Here is a 16,331-nt window from a genome sequence, read left to right as displayed (position 1 = left end):
CTTTAAAAAGTAACAAACGGTAAACGGATGTCGGTGCCGGTGGGCTGTCGGTACCGCGAGAGCATGCTATCTTATAAGCCTTTCTTTTTATGTGGAAACGGAGCCTTTATGGCCGCCAGACGAATTCTTCTGGGAGTAACCGGTGGTATTGCCGCCTACAAGAGTGCCGAACTGGTGCGCCTGCTGAAAAAGGCCGGCCACGAGGTCAGAGTGGTGATGACCCGGGGGGCGGAAGCCTTTGTAACACCGCTGACCTTCCAGGCCCTTAGCGGCGAGCCGGTACGGACTTCCCTGCTGGACCCCGAAGCGGAAGCGGGCATGGGCCATATCGAGCTGGCGAAGTGGGCCGATCAGGTGATTATTGCTCCCGCATCCGCAGACTTCATTGCCCGGCTGGCCCAGGGTATGGCCGATGACCTGCTCACCACCGTGTGTTGTGCAACAGTGGCACCGATTGCTGTGGTGCCGGCGATGAATCAGGCCATGTGGGGCAATGCCCGCACCCAGAGAAACATCCGGTTGCTCGAGGAGGACCCGCAGGTCGAATTGTGGGGGCCGGATCAGGGTGCCCAGGCCTGCGGCGATACCGGCCCGGGCCGGATGCTGGAGCCGGAGTCGATCCTCAGGTTGCTGGACCAGGGATCGACTCCCACATCGCTGACGGGCAAGCGGGTGGTGATTACCGCAGGACCGACCCGGGAACCGATTGATCCGGTTCGGTACATCAGTAACCACAGTTCCGGGAAAATGGGTTACGCCCTGGCCGGTGCAGCCCGGGCGGCGGGCGCCCATGTAGTTCTGGTCAGTGGCCCGGTCAGCCTTCCGGCCCCTTCCGGGGTTGAGGTACGCCCGGTGTTAACCGCGGAGGACATGTTAAAGGCCGCCAGCGCCGCGGTGGATGAGGGCTGTGATCTGTTTATCGCTACCGCAGCGGTGGCCGACTACCGGCCGGACACCTGCGCCGGCGACAAAATCAAGAAATCCAGTGAAGCCATGTCACTGTCGCTGGTGCGCAACCCGGACACTCTGGCGACCATTGCCGGGCGAGCCGATGCGCCCTTCACCGTCGGCTTTGCCGCCGAAACAACCGAGGTGGCCCGTTATGCCACCGATAAAATGCAGCGCAAGAAGCTCAACATGATCGTGGCCAACGATGTGTCGGCCCCCGGGCTGGGTTTCAACAGTGAAAATAACGCGGTCACCGTGTTCTGGCCCGGCGGTCAGGAGTCGATCGGACCAGACAGCAAAGCCAGCATCGCCCGGCGGCTTGTGGCGATGATTGGCGACCAGCTTGGCAAAATGGCTGACTGAAGCCGTGTCGGGCAAGCCCTCTTAACCAACAGGATCTTTCATGACCAGGAAAAATCTTCAGGTACGCATTCTGGATGACCGTATCGGCAACCAGATTCCCTTTCCCGAATATGCCACCGAAGGCTCTGCCGGCCTTGACCTCCGGGCCTGCCTCGATGAGCCGCTGACCCTGGAGCCGGGCGATACGCGGCTGATAGGAACCGGCCTGTCGATTCACATTGCCGACCCGTCTCTGGCAGCCATGATCCTGCCCCGCAGCGGGCTCGGTCACAAGCACGGCATTGTGTTGGGTAACCTGGTAGGGCTGATTGATTCGGATTACCAGGGCGAGCTGATGGTGTCCTGCTGGAACCGGGGGCGCACCAGCTTTACCGTGGATATCGGTGAGCGGCTGGCCCAACTGGTGCTGGTGCCGGTAGTCCAGGCCCATTTCGAAGTGGTTACCGAGTTTGACACCAGCGCCCGGGGTGAGGGCGGTTTCGGCTCCACAGGAAGCCAATGATTGCGCTGCCGGCCACGCAAAACCCTGTGCCGGTGTCTATACTTCGCGGATAACCGCTTGTCCAAGACCAAAAAAAATACAACTGCAGGATGGACTATGAAGCTGGGTAAAAAGAAGACTGCCGACGCGTCCGTTGATGAAAAGCCGGCAAAGAAAGCAACCAGTAAGGACAAGGGTAAAGCGGCTGGCCCAAAGCTCAAGCGACTGAACTCCATAGCTGTGGGCCAGTCGCTGGTGGTTCTTCTGGCCGGTGCTGTGGCGGTTGTGCTGCTTCAGTTTCTGGTTGTGCAGCCGGCGGCCACCGAGCGCCTGGCCTCACTGAAAGCCCTGGAAGCAGATGCCGCTGCCCTGCGCCTGAATCAGTACTTCGAGCAGGTCCAGAACAGTGTCGATGGCCTCGCCACGCAACCCTATGTGACCCAGGCGTTTGGCAATACCAGCGAGATACCGGCTGTGGAAGCCCAACTGGCGCGTTCCCTGCCCGGTGTCGTGGCCGTGCACCTGTTCCCCTATGGCGAGGTTCCCCGCACGGCGAGCGGAGAGGCGGCCCTGGGCTTCTCCGGCCTGGAACTGGCCCGGCGCGCGGAGACCGGGCAACAGCTGTATCCCGATGCCTTTCCTCTGGATAACAAGTGGCTTGTGCAGATGGCGGCCCCGGTTCGTAACCCGGCAAGCAATGCCGTGGTCGGTAGCCTGCTGATGATTTTTGACACTGCGCAGCTTCAGCCGCTGTTGCAGGTGGTCAATTCCAGCCTTGGTGGCCAGCTCGCGCTGGTCCAGACCGTCCAGGGAGCCTCCCGGACTGTGGCCAGCAAGGGCAGCGGATCCGGTAATGCCGAATCCCGAACGCTCCTTAACCCGGCCTGGACAGTCACCTATACGCCGGCCAGAGTAGCGGTCGCCCCGGTTGATATTGTGATGATCGCGCTGCTTGTCGGTATCCCGGTTCTGATTGCTGCGATTGCTGTCTGGGTTCTGCTTGGCGGTGCCCAGAAAGGGCTGCGCCAGGATGTGACGGCGCTGATTCAGTGGGCCCACAAGGTGTTTGGCGGCGAACGGGCCAAATTGCCGGCCTTTCGCTGGGACATGGTCGCTTCGACCGGCGAGGTGCTGTACCGGTTGTCCCAGGTGGTCGAGAAGCGAGTTGCAAAAGCCGGTGAGAGCGCCAAGCCGAAGCCGGCCAGTACCGGCAAACCCGTCGCTGGCGCCTCCCACGACGCCGAGGAGCCGCTTTTTCAGAGCAAGGATATGCCCGACATCGACATGCTGGATGGCGATGAAGATGTTCTGGGCTTTGGTAGCGGCGACGATACGGTCTTTGGCTCCGGTGGCGCCCCGGAGGTTGACGAAGTGGCTATGCCCCAGGTGGAACTGTCCCGGGATATCTTCCGGGCCTATGACATCCGGGGGGTTGTGGGTGAAACCCTGACCCCGGACATTGTTCAGGTGATTGGTCGGGCCATCGGTTCGGAGGCCCTCGCGCGCGGGGTCGGCAGCCTGTGCATCGGTTACGATGGCCGCCATTCCAGCCCGGAGCTGGCTGGCTCGCTTGCCCGGGGCGTGATGGCCACCGGCTGCAACGTGATCCAGGTGGGCGCCGTGCCCACGCCGGTGCTTTATTTTGCCACCCACGAGCTGCAGACCGGCTCTGGCGTGATGGTGACCGGAAGCCATAATCCGGCCAACTACAACGGTCTGAAGATCATGCTGGGCGGTGAAACCCTGTCAGGCGAGGCCATACAGAAGCTGTACCAGCGGGTTCAGACCGGTGATTTCGCCATGGGGCAGGGCAGCCAGTCGTCCGAGGATGTGCGCCGTGCCTATCTGGACCGGATCGTTGGTGATATCGCGGTAGCCGCGCCGCTGAAGGTCGTGGTGGATGCCGGCAACGGTATCGCCGGTGAGCTCGGGCCCATGCTGATTGAAGAGCTGGGCTGCGAAGTCATTCCTCTGTACTGCGAGGTAGACGGGGACTTCCCGAACCACCATCCCGATCCCGGCAAGCCGGAGAACCTTGCAGATCTGATCGCGCGGGTGAAATCGGAGGGAGCCGATATCGGGCTGGCCTTCGATGGCGATGGCGACCGCCTCGGTGTAGTGACCAACTCCGGCAAGATTATCTGGCCTGATCGCCTGATGATGCTGTTTGCCCGGGACGTCGTGTCCCGGAACCCCGGTGCCGACGTTCTCTACGATGTGAAGTGCAGCCGAAAGTTGGCGGGTGTGATTTCCGAAGCCGGCGGCCGGCCAATCATGTGGAAAACCGGCCACTCCCTGATGAAGGCAAAAATGAAGGAAACCGGTGCCCTGCTGGCCGGCGAAATGAGCGGGCATATCTTTTTCCGGGAGCGCTGGTACGGCTTTGATGACGGCCTCTACGCCGCCGCCCGCCTGCTGGAAATTCTGGGTATCGAAGACCGTCACAGTGACGAGGTCTTCGAGGATTTCCCGGAAGACATCAGTACTCCCGAGCTGAACGTCGAGGTGACGGAAGGCACCAAGTTCGACATCATTGCGCGACTGGCCGAGGCCGGAGACTTTGGCGACGGAAACATCAGCACTATTGATGGTGTTCGGGTGGATTACGCCGATGGCTGGGGCCTGTGCAGGGCGTCCAACACCACGCCGGTGCTGGTGCTTCGGTTTGAGGCAGAAACGCAAGAGGCCCTGGAGCGTATCAAGGCGGTGTTCCGGGATCAGTTGAAGAAGGCGGCGCCGGATCTGGTGGCGGACTTCTGAACAGGATTGGCAGCGGATTCCGCTGGTGGTTTTAACTCAGGATTAGTAAGGCATAAACATGGCGCTGGATCGTGAAACAGCAATGCAGGTGGCTTCGGTGCTCAGCCGGGGCTTGCCTTATATTCAAAGGTTTACCGGCAAGACCGTGGTGATCAAATACGGCGGCAATGCCATGGAGAACGAGGATCTGAAGAGCAGTTTTGCCCGCGACGTGGTCCTGATGAAGCTGGTGGGTATCAACCCGATTGTGGTGCACGGTGGCGGTCCCCAGATCGGCGAGCTGCTGGAACGGCTGAACATCCAGTCGCGCTTCGTCAACGGCATGCGGGTCACCGATGCCGAGACGATGGACGTGGTGGAAATGGTACTCGGGGGCCAGGTCAACAAAGAGATCGTCTCGCTCATCAACTCCCACGGTGGCATGGCAGTAGGGCTTACCGGAAAGGACGCCAATCTGATCCGGGCCCGCAAACTTGAGGTGGTCAACCGTTCTCCGGAGCTGGAGCGGCCGGAAATCATCGACATCGGCCATGTGGGCGAGGTCGCCAGTGTCAATGTGGACGTTATTGACATGCTGACCCGCAGCAATCTGATTCCCGTGATTGCGCCCATCGGCGTGGGCCCGGACGGCGCCTCCTACAACATCAATGCGGACCTGGTGGCGGGCAAGGTGGCCGAAGCCATGAAGGCCGAAAAACTGATTCTGCTTACCAATGTGGCCGGGTTGAAGAGCAAGGAGGATAAGGTGCTGACCGGCCTGACGGCCAAGCAGGTCAACGATCTGATTGAGGATGGCACCATCCACGGTGGCATGCTGCCGAAAATCCGCTGTGCCCTCAGTGCCGTGGAGAATGGCGTGCGCACCGCCCATATTATCGATGGCCGGGTTGCCCATGCCTGCCTGCTGGAGATATTCACCGATGAGGGTGTCGGCACCCTGATTTCCCGTAACTGACGGCCCCTGACTGGGAGTTCCCGGATGAAGCGCCTGTTAACGACGCTGGTAGTACTGGTTCTGGTCGCCCTGGCCACGTTCAAGGCAGGCCTCTGGTGGCTGGCAGACCAGCGATTGGCGGACGCCCGCCAGGCCCTGGAAGAGTATGGCGTGCTGCACCGGGGTAACATCAGTTCCGGGGTTGAAGGTCGCCTGGTTCTTAACGGGGCCAGCTGGCAGGATTTTGAGCTGACCCAGCCCGTGAACATCGCCCGGGCCGAGTTTGACGCCGGGTCGCCAATCAGCTTGCTGGCAAGTCTGGCGAACCCCTCCAGCCTGCCGGCCCGGTGGACGCTGCGACTGGAGGGGCTCAGCCTGACCCTCGACCCGACAATGTTGCGTAACTGGGTGACCGCCGAGGGTGCCAACATCGAAGGCGAGCAGGCCCTGTTTCTGCTTTCCTGCGCGCCGGACCCGCGTCAGCAGCTTGGTAGCGGCGATCTGATCCGGATGGGAATCACGGCCCTGGCGGGGGAGGCGTTTCTCCGTCAGACGCCGGAAGGCCTCCATGCCGAGCTGAACACCATCAGTACGGGCAGTCTGGAGCTGGACTGGCCAGCGGCCAGAGTCCGTTTCCAGGACTCGGAAATCCAGGTGCCAGTCGGCTCAGAGCCATTGCAGTTGACCCTCAGGGATGCTGGCCTGATGCGCCGTATCACCGCCTACTGCGCCCGTGAGGCGGGCGTTGAGCCCGGTGAATGGGCCAGGCGCTCGCTGGATGCGCTGGTGGCTGGTCTCAGGGCCCGGGGGCTCGAGCCGAGTGATCAACTCAAGGCCCTGTACCGGCAGTGGTTGCTCGAAGGCGGTGAGCTCACCGTCAGTCTTCAGCCCGAACAACCGCTGTTTGGCATTCCGGTCACAGCCGACGGGACGGGGCGGGCCGATCCCGGTTGGTCGGTGACCTATAACGGCGCCCGTGTCCCCGATGTCTACCTCAGCAAAGCCAAACCGGTGATTCCGGAGACGCCGGATATTGCCGTGGAACCGGTCGTGCCCAGGGAGGTCCCGAATGTTGAAGGCTGGCATCCGGCCGATCTGGCGGCTGCCGGCCAGTGGATTGATCACAGGGTCAGGGTGACACTCTCCAACGAAAATGTCGTGGAAGGTCGCCTGGTGAGTGTCAGCGATAACGAACTGGAGGTGGCGCGGGTAGTTGCCGGCGGCGAAGTGGCCTACCCGATGATGACCCGGGCCATTACCAACTTTGAAGTGTGGCGGCGCGGCCGCGCACAATGATTCCATCCGGAATCTGAGAGGAAACTATGTCGCAGTCCGATAGCAAGACCACCGTGGTGCCGGGCATCCGTGACATGCTGGCGCGGCTCGTCTCCATGCCGTCCATCAGCAGCGCTTCGGCCGAATGGGATCACAGCAACGAGCCGGTGGTGCGAACCCTGGCGGAGTGGCTGGAAGCCCTGGGGTTCTCGGTGGAAATCCTGGAATTACCGGGCATGCCCGGCAAGTTCAACCTGATTGCCACCCTGGGCAGTGGCCCCGGCGGTCTGGTGCTGTCTGGCCACACGGACACCGTGCCTTTCGACGACCAGCGCTGGCAGAGTGACCCCTTCACCCTGACCGAGCGGGATAACCGCTGGTACGGGCTGGGCACCTGCGACATGAAGGGCTTCTTCCCGCTCGCTATAGAAGCGGCCAGGGCCTTTGTCGGCGAGGACCTGAAGCAGCCCCTGATCATCCTGGCCACCGCCGACGAAGAGAGTTCCATGGATGGTGCCCGGGCGCTGGCCGAGGCTGGCAAGCCCAAGGCCCGCTACGCGGTGATCGGTGAACCCACCAGCCTGAAGCCGGTGCGCATGCACAAGGGCATCATGATGGAGCGCCTCAAGTTTGAGGGCCAGTCTGGCCATTCCTCCAATCCGGCCCTGGGCCGCAATGCCATGGAAGGCATGCACGAAGCGCTCACCGAGTTGCTGGCGCTCCGGTCAGCCTGGCAGGCACAGTACCGGAACCCGAATTTTGAGGTGCAGGTACCGACCCTGAATCTGGGCTGTATCCACGGCGGTGACAATCCCAATCGCATCTGTGCCCAGTGCGAGCTGCACTTCGACTTGCGCCCGTTGCCCGGCATGAACATGGAAACCCTGCGCCAGGCCATCCTGAGCAAGGTCCAGCCGATCGCAGAACGCCGGGAACTGTCCCTGGAATTCGAACCGCTCTTTGACGGCGTTCCTCCGTTCGAAACTCCAGCCGATGCGGCGCTGGTCAAAGCCTGCGAAAAGTTGACCGGGCATACCGCCCACGCCGTTGCGTTCGCCACGGAAGCTCCCTGGCTGCAAAAACTTGGTCTCGAAACCCTGGTTATGGGCCCCGGATCCATCGATCAGGCGCACCAGCCGGATGAATTTATCGAGCTGTGCCAGTTGGAGCCAACGGTTAAAATATTGCGCGGGCTTATCCGGCAGTTTTGCCTTTAGGCCGGAGTCCGGGTCAAATAGGGGGCTGAACACTGTCGGGAGCCCTCTCCAAAACACGCCCGTAAATACATCCCTGTAGGGCTCGGTCGCGCCATCCCTGGCGCTCCACGGTTTTGGAGAGGGCTCCCGACAGTGTTCGTCCGACTTAATTGCAGGCCGCGTAAAGAAAAAAGCTTGGAGTATTCGAATTGAAATCAAACGACTGGCTGCATGGATTTCGCCACTCATCCCCCTACATCAACGCCCACCGCGGGCGCACGGTGGTGCTGACCATTCCGGGGGATGCCATAGAACACGGCAATTTCATCAACATCATCCATGACATTGCACTGCTGAGCAGTCTTGGTGTGCGACTGGTGGTTGCCTTTGGTGCCCGCCCGCAGATCCAGGCGCGCCTGGACAGTGCGGGCGTGCAATCGTCGTTTTCCCGAAGCCTGCGGATAACCCCGGAAGACCAGCTTGCCATGGTGATGGAGGCCATTGGCGGTCTGAGGGCGTACCTCGAGAGCCAGTTGTCCATGGGGCTGGTGAACTCGCCCATGCACAACGCCCGTATTCGGGTCAGCAGTGGCAACTATGTGGCGGCCAGGCCGGTTGGGGTGCTGGACGGTGTTGATTTCGGCTACACCGGCAAGGTTCGCCGGGTCGACGTGGCTGGCATCGAGAAGCTGCTGGAGACCGGTCACATTGTGCTTCTGCCGCCCATGGGGTATTCGCCAACCGGGGATGCCTTCAACCTGTCGTACGAGGATGTGGGCAGCCAGGTGGCAGCGGCGCTGCAGGCGGAAAAACTGATTGTGTTCATCGATGACCCCGGCCTGCTGGATGAGGATGGCAGCCTGATCCGGGAGCTTTCAGCGCGCCAGGCGTCCGAGCGGCTCGCGGCCGGTGTGGTCACCGGTCATGACGCAGACCTGCTGAAAGCAGCCTGTGATGCCTGTGTAAAAGGGGTGCGCCGGGCGCACATCATCAGCTATGTCGACGACGGTGCGATGCTCGAGGAGCTCTTCACCCGGGATGGCTCCGGCACCCTGGTCAGTGGCGATCACTACGAGCAGATCCGCCAGGCCCGGGTTGAGGATATTGGCGGTGTGCTGGAGCTGATTCAGCCGCTGGAGGAGCAGGGTATCCTGGTGCGCCGGTCGCGGGAGATGCTGGAGACTGAAATCGACCGTTTCGTGGTAGCGGAGCGTGATGGCACGATTGTGGGTTGCGCCGCACTCTACAGCTACCCGGATGAGAGCGCGGGAGAGCTTTCCTGTTTCGCGGTGGACCCGTCCTATAGGCGTGCGGGCCGGGGCGATGAGATCCTGGCCATGGTCGAGAAACTGGCCCGGGGCCAGGGCCTCCAGAAACTGTTTGTACTCACTACCCAGACCGAACACTGGTTCCGCGAGCGGGGCTTTCAGCCCTCGAGCGTGCAGGCGCTCCCCGGGCCCAAGCTGGCCTCATACAACACCCAGCGCAACTCAAAGGTGTTCGTCAAACCGCTCTGACAGGGCAGTCAGGCGCTCAGATCTTTGGGACTCCGGTTGCTCTGCCAGCTCGCGGACCGCGTGGTAGAAGGCGGAAAAGTCGTTGTCATTGTCACGGAGTAGCTGTCGGAAAGCCGGTACGTGCTGGTTGTACTGCCTGAACAGTGCCAGGTTGGCATTGTTCAGGGTGACCGGTGGCGGTCCGAAGGGGCCCGGTCCGGACCAGTTGACGGAGAGTTGCCGGTAGGCCTGCGCCAGATGGTTGAGCAGGTTGGCCTTGCGGGCGCGAAGCCGGTCGTCCGGCACGGTGCCTTGTTGTTGGTAGAGGGCTTCCAGCCGGTCGGTGAAATCCGCCACCAGGGCCTGGGTCTGGTTCCGGCGGGCAAGGCGCTCCAGTGCTCGTTGAAACTGCCCTGGTTTGCCCTGTGCGGATAACCAGAGCCTCAAGCCTTCCAGTTCGACGGCGGTTGCGAAGCTCTCGTTGAAGGCCGTGTCGTCGGAAATATAGACCACCCGGTGGGCGAGTTCATGGAACATCAGGGCAACCATCCGGTCTTCCGGTAACGTGGTAAATCCCGTGTGAAGGGGGTCATCGAACCAGCCCAGGGTTGAGTAGGCGGTTACCCCTCCGATAAAGGTGTCGAAGCCCCGGGCGCGAAACAGGGCCTGTTCCCTCTTGGCATCCTCAAGGCTGAAGTAGCCCCGGTAGGCCTGGCAGCCGAGGACCGGGTAGCACCAGCGGTGGGGCTGCAGTGAGAATTCCGGTGCGGCCACCAGGTTGACCACAACCCAGGGGCGGTCAAGATCCACGTACTCGCGAAAGGCCTCGCCCACCGGCAGCGCAAGCCGCCGGGCGGCAAATTTACGGGCCTGGCGGGATACCACAAGGCTGTCCCGGAGTTGCTTTGGTGTGCTTTCATCAGCGATGGCCGAACTCACCGGCCGGCCTGAGGTCATAAGGGACAGGTGACCGCTTATTGCCTGTGAATAGTAGCCAATGGTCGTACACCCGTTAAGCATTGTTACCAGTAGCAAAAGTAGATAGATCTGACTAAGCTGTTTCATGGGTCAGGGTGTTATAGTGTGTTGGTTTGCCCGTGGGGGTCTGGCCACTATAGTACAATCATGGATAGAGTCATGATTCCCATAGCAGCAGGTGGCATTTGCCACCGTTTCAGGGACGTGAGTCGGTGGCGGGCAGTGTGTCCGGCGACTACGCCGGCTTTGCGAGATATCAGGTAGTTCATGGATCCGAGAGAACGTCGTAGCAGCCCCCGCCAACCCATCAAGCTTGCCGCCCAGATTGACCTGGGAACCGGCGAGACCTGGCCGTGCCAGATTGCCGACTTTTGCCCGGAAGGCCTGTTCGTGCGCTATTCCGGTGAAACCTCCCGAAAACTTGACCGGGCCTTTGCCGCCGGCACCCCGCCGGAGCTGATCGTGCGCTTCCGGGGCCTGGACGGTGCCCGCCGCCATGAACTGCATGTTGCTGTCGTCCGGCGTATCGACGGAGCGATGGGAGTAAACTTCACCCGGCCGAGTCCGGCCGCGGTGGATGCCATGCTGCAGCAGTGCAGCAGTTCCCGAAACCAGGACCGGTCGTCCCTGCGCGCGCCCAGTGACCGGGTCCAGTTTGTCCTGCATCAGTCTGCCAAAGCGGTGACCCAGTACATTGAGCCGCTCATGGATGCCTGTTTCGTACAGATGGTGGCGGGCCTCAAGCTCGCCGCCCAGAAGGCCTCCAGTGATCAGCAGGCGAACGAATACATGGATGCCTCAGGTCAACTCCTGGCCCGCCAGCGGGTTATCTGGCACCAGATGGCGCGCAGCCTGGAATCGCCGCTGAAGCCGGCTCCCAAAGGTTTCCCCGGCTCCGAGCTGTCGGTGGTCGACAAGGGGGAGTTTGAAGACTGGCTGACCATCCGGGTGATGGTCACCAAGGCTGATACCCAGTACCGGGGCGATCTGCTTCAGCTCAAGCTGCGTCTCGACAATCTGGGCGTTGCCAATGCCACCGGGCATCACAACCCCCTCGGGCCGGCACTGGTGTGTGAGGCGTTCCACAGTGGTCTGAATCAGCTCAAGGCATCCCGGGAGGTGGAGAAGGTCTGCCTGAAGGTCTTTGAGCAAGCGGTCTTGCAACAGCTTGGCGCGCTTTACAAGGAACTGAACAACATCCTCATTCGCCATGGCGTGCTGCCGGATCTGGATCTGAGCAAGTACCTGACTGAACAGGCCAGCGCAAAGCCGGAAGCAGAACCGGCCGCCAAGCCGGAACCGCAGGCCGAAGCGGCGCCGGCACCGGCGGCAACGAAGCCTGACACGGCTGGCGCCATGGCAGGCTCCAGCCGCAGCAAACCCGGCCTGCTCGGTGGCGAGTTCCGGGGTTATGCCCAGGCAGCCCAGACGGCGTTTGCAACGGTACGGAACCTGCTTAATACCCTGACCGCAAGCCGTGTGGCGCGGGGCGATCCCGAGCCCCTGGCCTTTCCGCCCAACGCCCGCCCGCTTTCTGCTGGCGAACTGCAGCGTGAACTGCAGCAGTTGCAGGTGCAGCCGGTGGCTGCCGGCGAAGAACCGGTGCCGCTCAGGGAAAGGGTTGTCGAGAAGGTGAAGGAAAGCGGTGACAGTCGACTGAACGAGGAACAGCAGGGCACCCTGGATGTGGTGGACCGGTTTTTCCGGTCAGTGGTGGAAAGCCCGAAGCTCAGTGACTACGCCCAGCAACGTATGCGGCAACTTGAAGTCCCGGTGCTCAAGGTGGTCATGCGGGATCCGGCGTTTTTCGACGACCAGGACAGCCCGGTTCGTGGCGTGATGAACCGCCTGGCCCAGTTGGGGGTCAAGGGCGGCCGGATCAATCCTGTGGTCCAGCGCCGGGTGGACGAGCTGGTTCAGCGTATTACCACCGATTTCGAGCAGGACACCGGTGTGTTCGAGCAGACGGTTCATGAGCTCGACACCCTGATTGACCGCCAGAACCTGGTGTATCGCAGGAACGTCGAACGGGTGACCGCGGCGGCCGAGGGTGCCCAGAAAGTGGCGGAATCGAAGAAGGCCGTGGCCGATGTGCTGGATCAGAAACTGGCGGGCCGCAAGGTGCCAAAGGCGGTACTGAGCCTGCTGGACGGTGGCTGGCGGGATTTGCTGTCGCTGACCTGGATTCGGCAGGGCCCGGACAGCCAGCTCTGGCAGGACTACCTGGCGGTGATCGACTCCCTGCTTGCCTTTGCCGCCGATCCGGACGGTGCCATCAACCTGCCGGAGCTGTTGCGGGTAATCCAGGAGGGCCTTGCCTCCATTTCCAGCAATCATATGCCGTCCTCGCAGATCCGCGACGAGCTCAAGCAGTTTCTGGTTCGCAGCCCGGACAAACCGTCCGAGCTGGTGGAAATGCCGCCGGCAACGCCGGAGCCGGCCGGCAGCAAAACGATGTCTGAGCGCGAACAGCGCAGCCTCCAGCGCTGGATCAACCGGGCCCAGCAACTGCGCACCGGGGACTGGCTCCGGGATCAGGAAAAACCGGAAGAGCCGCAGTATATCCGGCTGGTGTGGGTCGCCCGGGGGTTCAGCCGTTTTGTGTTTGTGAACCATCAGGGGATGCGGGTGGTGGAGCTGGAGCTTGAAGCCTTGGCCCGGCATATGCGCAAAGGCATTATTGTGCCGGACAGCCAGTACGAGCGGCCGCTGGTGGATGAGAGTATCGACCGGATGGTTCGCAAGGTCTATGACCAGCTGTCCTGGGCTTCCACCCATGACGAGCTGACCGGGCTTCTGGGCCGCCGTGAATTCGAGCGCATGCTGGACCAGCAACTGGCCCGGCGGGAAGACGAGCGCTCCCTGGTGAGGCTGGATCTTCGCCGGTTCCGCCTGCTGAACGACACCGCTGGTTACCAGGCCGGTGATGAAACCCTGAAGCGGATCGCGGATATTCTGCGCAGCCATGTGGCTGACGGAATGCCGATTGCCCGGCTTGCCGGCAACGAGTTTGCCATGCTGGTGGCCTCGGAGAGTGCCACTGAGACGGCGAAAACCATCATTCGGGCGGTCGAGGCAGCCGAGTTTGCCTTCGGCGGCCGGTCTTACCGGCTTTCTGCCAATGTCGGTGTGGTGCCGACACTGCCGGCACTGGTCAGTGCCGAGCGCTGGCTGAGGGCCTCGGAACAGGCGCTGGCCACGTCCCGGCAGCAGGGCCATGGCAGGATGTCGGAATATGCCCTGGGCGCCGAGGATGAGGCCCGCCAAGAGCAGATCGCCGCCAAGGTGGCAAGCCTCAGCAACCTGAATGAAGAGCGCATGCTCCTGCGGTGCCAGAAAATCATCCCGCTGCACGCCAAAGCGTCCATGGCGGCCCAGTACGAAGTGCTGATCAGCATGTACGATGATGACGGCAACCTGATAACCGGCCGGGATTTTGTTCGCATGGCCGAGCGCTACGACCGCATGCAGGCGGTTGACCGCTGGGTGGTCGGGCATATGCTGGACTGGCTCAGGGAGCAGGCGCCGGACCCCCGCCAGTTCGGCGGAGTGTGCATCAACCTGTCCGGCTACTCGATGAATGACCAGTCGCTGCTGGAATTCATCTATGAAAAGCTGAGCGAAAAGGACGCGCCCATCGAACGCCTGTGGTTCGAGCTCACCGAGGCCTCGGCCATCAACGATGTCCAGTCGGTGGCCGATTTCATTCTGGAGATGAAGGAGCTGGGTTGCCGGTTTTGCCTGGGCAATTTTGGCAGTGGCCCGAGTTCGTTCGAGCTGATGCGCTCACTGCCCGTGGATCTGATCAAGATCGACAGTGCCTTTACCGGCCAGCTGTTAACCAGCGAAACAGACCGTGCGATGGTGCGCTCGATGGTGGATATGGCACATTACATGAACCGGGAAGTGATTGCTTCCCGGGTTGAGTCGCGGGATGTCCTGGATATGCTCCGCCAGTTGGGTGTGGATTATGCCCAGGGCTTCGTGGTTGAAAAGCCCCGTTTGCTCGACAGCCTCACCTGATTCCGGCACGCTGCTCCTATGTCGAAACGTCATCCCATTATCGCGGTTACCGGGTCATCCGGCGCAGGCACCACCACCACCGGCCAGATTTTCAGCCGGATGTTTGCCAGTGAAGGCCTCCGGGCCGCCATGGTCAGTGGCGACAGCTTTCACCGCTATAACCGGGAGCAGATGGCGCGGCTGGCGGCCAAGGGACAGTTCGGCGAGCGCAACCATTTTGCCCTGGCGGCCAATCACATCGACAAGCTCGAAGCGCTGTTCTACGACTACGGCCACACCGGCAACGGCCGATACCGGCAGTATGTCCATGATGAGGACCGGGATCTGGCGGCGGCTGGCCACAAGCCCGGCACCTTCACGCCCTGGGGGCCCTTGCCCGCCGATACGGACCTGCTGTTCTATGAAGGGCTGCATGGCGGTGTGGTCAGCGAAACCTGCAACATTGCCCAGTATGTGGACCTGCTGATCGGGGTCGTGCCGATCGTGAACCTGGAATGGATCCAGAAGATCCACCGGGATACCCACAAGCGCGGCTACAGCCAGGACGCGGTGGTGGAAACCATCATCAACCGCATGGACGACTATGTGCATGACATCGTGCCGCAGTTCTCCCACACCCATATCAACTTCCAGCGCATTCCCCTGGTGGACACCTCGAACCCCTTTGTTGTCCGGGACGTGCCCACGGAGGACGAGAGCATGCTGGTGATCCGGTTCCGGGATCCCTCGGACGTGGAGTTTTCCTACCTGCTGCAGGTGATTTCCGGCAGCAGTCTGTCCCGCCATGACACCCTGGTGATTCCGGGCACAAAAATGCCGCTGGCCATGGACCTGATTGTCAGGCCCATGGTTCAGCGGCTGATGGCCCGGAAGCCCTTCGCCTGAGTGAGACCGGCTTCAGGCGGTCAGGCGGCCATCCCGGTAGTCACGAAGCGTCTGTTCGATCTCTTCCTTGGTGTTCATGACGAAAGGCCCGTACTGAACCACCGGTTCTCCGATCGGTTTGCCGGCAATCAGCAGTATGCGGGCACCGGAGCTGCCAGCCGTGATGGTGATACTGTCGCCATCGCCCAGGATGTTGGCGGCGCTTTTCTTGAGGGCGACATCGCCCAGGCTGGCGCCACCTTCATACAGGTACAGCATGCCGTTATGGCCCGCTGGAACCGGCAGTGAAAGCTGGCCCCCGGCGTCCAGGTGAATGTCGGCATAGAGCGGCCGGGTGCTGCGCTCCGATACCGCGCCCTGATGTGGCTTTCCGTCCACCACCACCACCAAACCGGCAATCAGCTTGAGGGTGCCGCCCTCGAAGCCGATTTCGGGAATCTGCTCCGGCTGAAAGTCCTGATAACCGGCTTTGGTCATCTTGTCGGCAGCCGGCAGGTTCAGCCATAGCTGGAACCCACGCATGACGCCTTCCTCCTGCTGGGGCATCTCCGAGTGGATAATGCCCCGGCCGGCGGTCATCCACTGCACGCCGCCATTGCGAAGGTTACCCCGGTTACCCAGGTGATCCTCGTGGAGCATGTGCCCCTCGATCATGTAGGTCACCGTTTCGAAACCGCGGTGGGGATGGGACGGGAAGCCGGCAATGTAGTCAGCGGCGTCGGCCGAACCGAACTCGTCGAGCATCAGGAACGGATCCAGGCGAACACTCGGCTGCTGGCCGATGGAGCGTTTTATACGCACACCGGCGCCATCGGATGTTTCCAATGCGGGAATAATCTGTTTCAGGGAGCGCAGGGTCATGGTGTTCTCCTCTCGGTTGCTCACGTTTCTATTAAAGCGGGAGGAGGGACAAGTATAAAACGCAGAAATCTGGCGGGAGACATCAAAAAAACTGAAGGACTGGTGGCGGCCCGCTCAGGACGCCACCGGTG

The 16,331-nt window shown here is 61.7% G+C and carries 11 protein-coding genes; 9 read left to right on the top strand and 2 right to left on the bottom strand.

Annotation, left to right across the window (positions count from 1 at the left end):
* Positions 1 to 108 precede the first annotated feature (108 nt).
* The 7 genes from coaBC (at position 109) to argA (ending at position 9,474) form a co-directional block, all read left to right on the top strand.
* A complete protein-coding gene (gene coaBC / locus msub_RS13820; protein WP_048496545.1) occupies positions 109 to 1,311 on the top strand; it encodes a bifunctional phosphopantothenoylcysteine decarboxylase/phosphopantothenate--cysteine ligase CoaBC in 1,203 nt (400 codons plus the stop codon).
* Positions 1,312 to 1,351: 40 nt separating this feature from the next.
* On the top strand, positions 1,352 to 1,813 hold the full coding sequence (gene dut / locus msub_RS13815) for a dUTP diphosphatase (RefSeq protein WP_048496544.1): 462 nt from the start codon (positions 1,352 to 1,354) through the stop codon (positions 1,811 to 1,813).
* 96 nt (positions 1,814 to 1,909) lie between these two features.
* The gene (locus msub_RS22480; RefSeq protein WP_048496543.1) at positions 1,910 to 4,552 is read left to right on the top strand and encodes a phosphomannomutase/phosphoglucomutase; all 2,643 of its coding nucleotides are present in this window, start codon (positions 1,910 to 1,912) and stop codon (positions 4,550 to 4,552) included.
* 58 nt (positions 4,553 to 4,610) lie between these two features.
* Positions 4,611 to 5,507, top strand: a complete 897-nt coding sequence (gene argB, locus msub_RS13805) for an acetylglutamate kinase (protein WP_048496542.1) — start codon at positions 4,611 to 4,613, stop codon at positions 5,505 to 5,507.
* Between the two features lie 24 nt (positions 5,508 to 5,531).
* Positions 5,532 to 6,782, top strand: coding sequence for a hypothetical protein (locus msub_RS13800; RefSeq protein ID WP_048496541.1), 1,251 nt, complete (start codon positions 5,532 to 5,534; stop codon positions 6,780 to 6,782).
* Positions 6,783 to 6,808: 26 nt separating this feature from the next.
* Positions 6,809 to 7,978: an acetylornithine deacetylase gene (gene argE / locus msub_RS13795; RefSeq protein WP_048496540.1), complete on the top strand. Its 1,170-nt coding sequence runs from the start codon at positions 6,809 to 6,811 to the stop codon at positions 7,976 to 7,978.
* 188 nt (positions 7,979 to 8,166) lie between these two features.
* Complete coding sequence (gene argA / locus msub_RS13790; RefSeq protein WP_048496539.1) at positions 8,167 to 9,474, top strand: amino-acid N-acetyltransferase; 1,308 nt, start codon at positions 8,167 to 8,169, stop codon at positions 9,472 to 9,474.
* Here the strand turns inward: argA and msub_RS13785 are convergent.
* Positions 9,448 to 10,473 carry an aminopeptidase gene (locus tag msub_RS13785; protein ID WP_227506812.1) on the bottom strand — a complete coding sequence of 342 codons (1,026 nt, stop codon included), beginning with the start codon at positions 10,471 to 10,473 and terminating at the stop codon, positions 9,448 to 9,450. The genes argA and msub_RS13785 overlap by 27 nt on opposite strands.
* A gap of 225 nt (positions 10,474 to 10,698) precedes the next feature.
* On the opposite strand from msub_RS13785, the gene msub_RS13780 reads away from it, so the two are divergent.
* Together msub_RS13780 and msub_RS13775 are read left to right on the top strand one after the other, a co-directional pair.
* A complete protein-coding gene (locus msub_RS13780; RefSeq protein WP_048496537.1) occupies positions 10,699 to 14,454 on the top strand; it encodes a DUF1631 family protein in 3,756 nt (1,251 codons plus the stop codon).
* Positions 14,455 to 14,472: 18 nt separating this feature from the next.
* Positions 14,473 to 15,339, top strand: coding sequence for a phosphoribulokinase (locus tag msub_RS13775; RefSeq protein ID WP_048496536.1), 867 nt, complete (start codon positions 14,473 to 14,475; stop codon positions 15,337 to 15,339).
* A gap of 12 nt (positions 15,340 to 15,351) precedes the next feature.
* Here msub_RS13775 and msub_RS13770 read toward each other — a convergent pair whose 3' ends face one another.
* On the bottom strand, positions 15,352 to 16,200 hold the full coding sequence (locus msub_RS13770) for a pirin family protein (protein WP_048496535.1): 849 nt from the start codon (positions 16,198 to 16,200) through the stop codon (positions 15,352 to 15,354).
* Positions 16,201 to 16,331 lie beyond the last annotated feature (131 nt).

The organism is Marinobacter subterrani (assembly GCF_001045555.1).
GTDB lineage: Bacteria > Pseudomonadota > Gammaproteobacteria > Pseudomonadales > Oleiphilaceae > Marinobacter > Marinobacter subterrani.
Note: the sequence above shows the minus strand (reverse complement) of the source record. Positions and strands in the feature narration are given on the sequence as shown.

Coding starts and splice junctions, on each gene's coding strand:
- msub_RS13785 (WP_227506812.1), bottom strand. CDS start 10,473: ATGCTTAACGGGTGTACGACCATTGGCTACTATTCACAGGCAATAAGC.
- msub_RS13800 (WP_048496541.1), top strand. CDS start 5,532: ATGAAGCGCCTGTTAACGACGCTGGTAGTACTGGTTCTGGTCGCCCTG.
- msub_RS22480 (WP_048496543.1), top strand. CDS start 1,910: ATGAAGCTGGGTAAAAAGAAGACTGCCGACGCGTCCGTTGATGAAAAG.
- msub_RS13775 (WP_048496536.1), top strand. CDS start 14,473: ATGTCGAAACGTCATCCCATTATCGCGGTTACCGGGTCATCCGGCGCA.
- argE (WP_048496540.1), top strand. CDS start 6,809: ATGTCGCAGTCCGATAGCAAGACCACCGTGGTGCCGGGCATCCGTGAC.
- argB (WP_048496542.1), top strand. CDS start 4,611: ATGGCGCTGGATCGTGAAACAGCAATGCAGGTGGCTTCGGTGCTCAGC.
- msub_RS13770 (WP_048496535.1), bottom strand. CDS start 16,200: ATGACCCTGCGCTCCCTGAAACAGATTATTCCCGCATTGGAAACATCC.
- dut (WP_048496544.1), top strand. CDS start 1,352: ATGACCAGGAAAAATCTTCAGGTACGCATTCTGGATGACCGTATCGGC.
- coaBC (WP_048496545.1), top strand. CDS start 109: ATGGCCGCCAGACGAATTCTTCTGGGAGTAACCGGTGGTATTGCCGCC.
- msub_RS13780 (WP_048496537.1), top strand. CDS start 10,699: ATGGATCCGAGAGAACGTCGTAGCAGCCCCCGCCAACCCATCAAGCTT.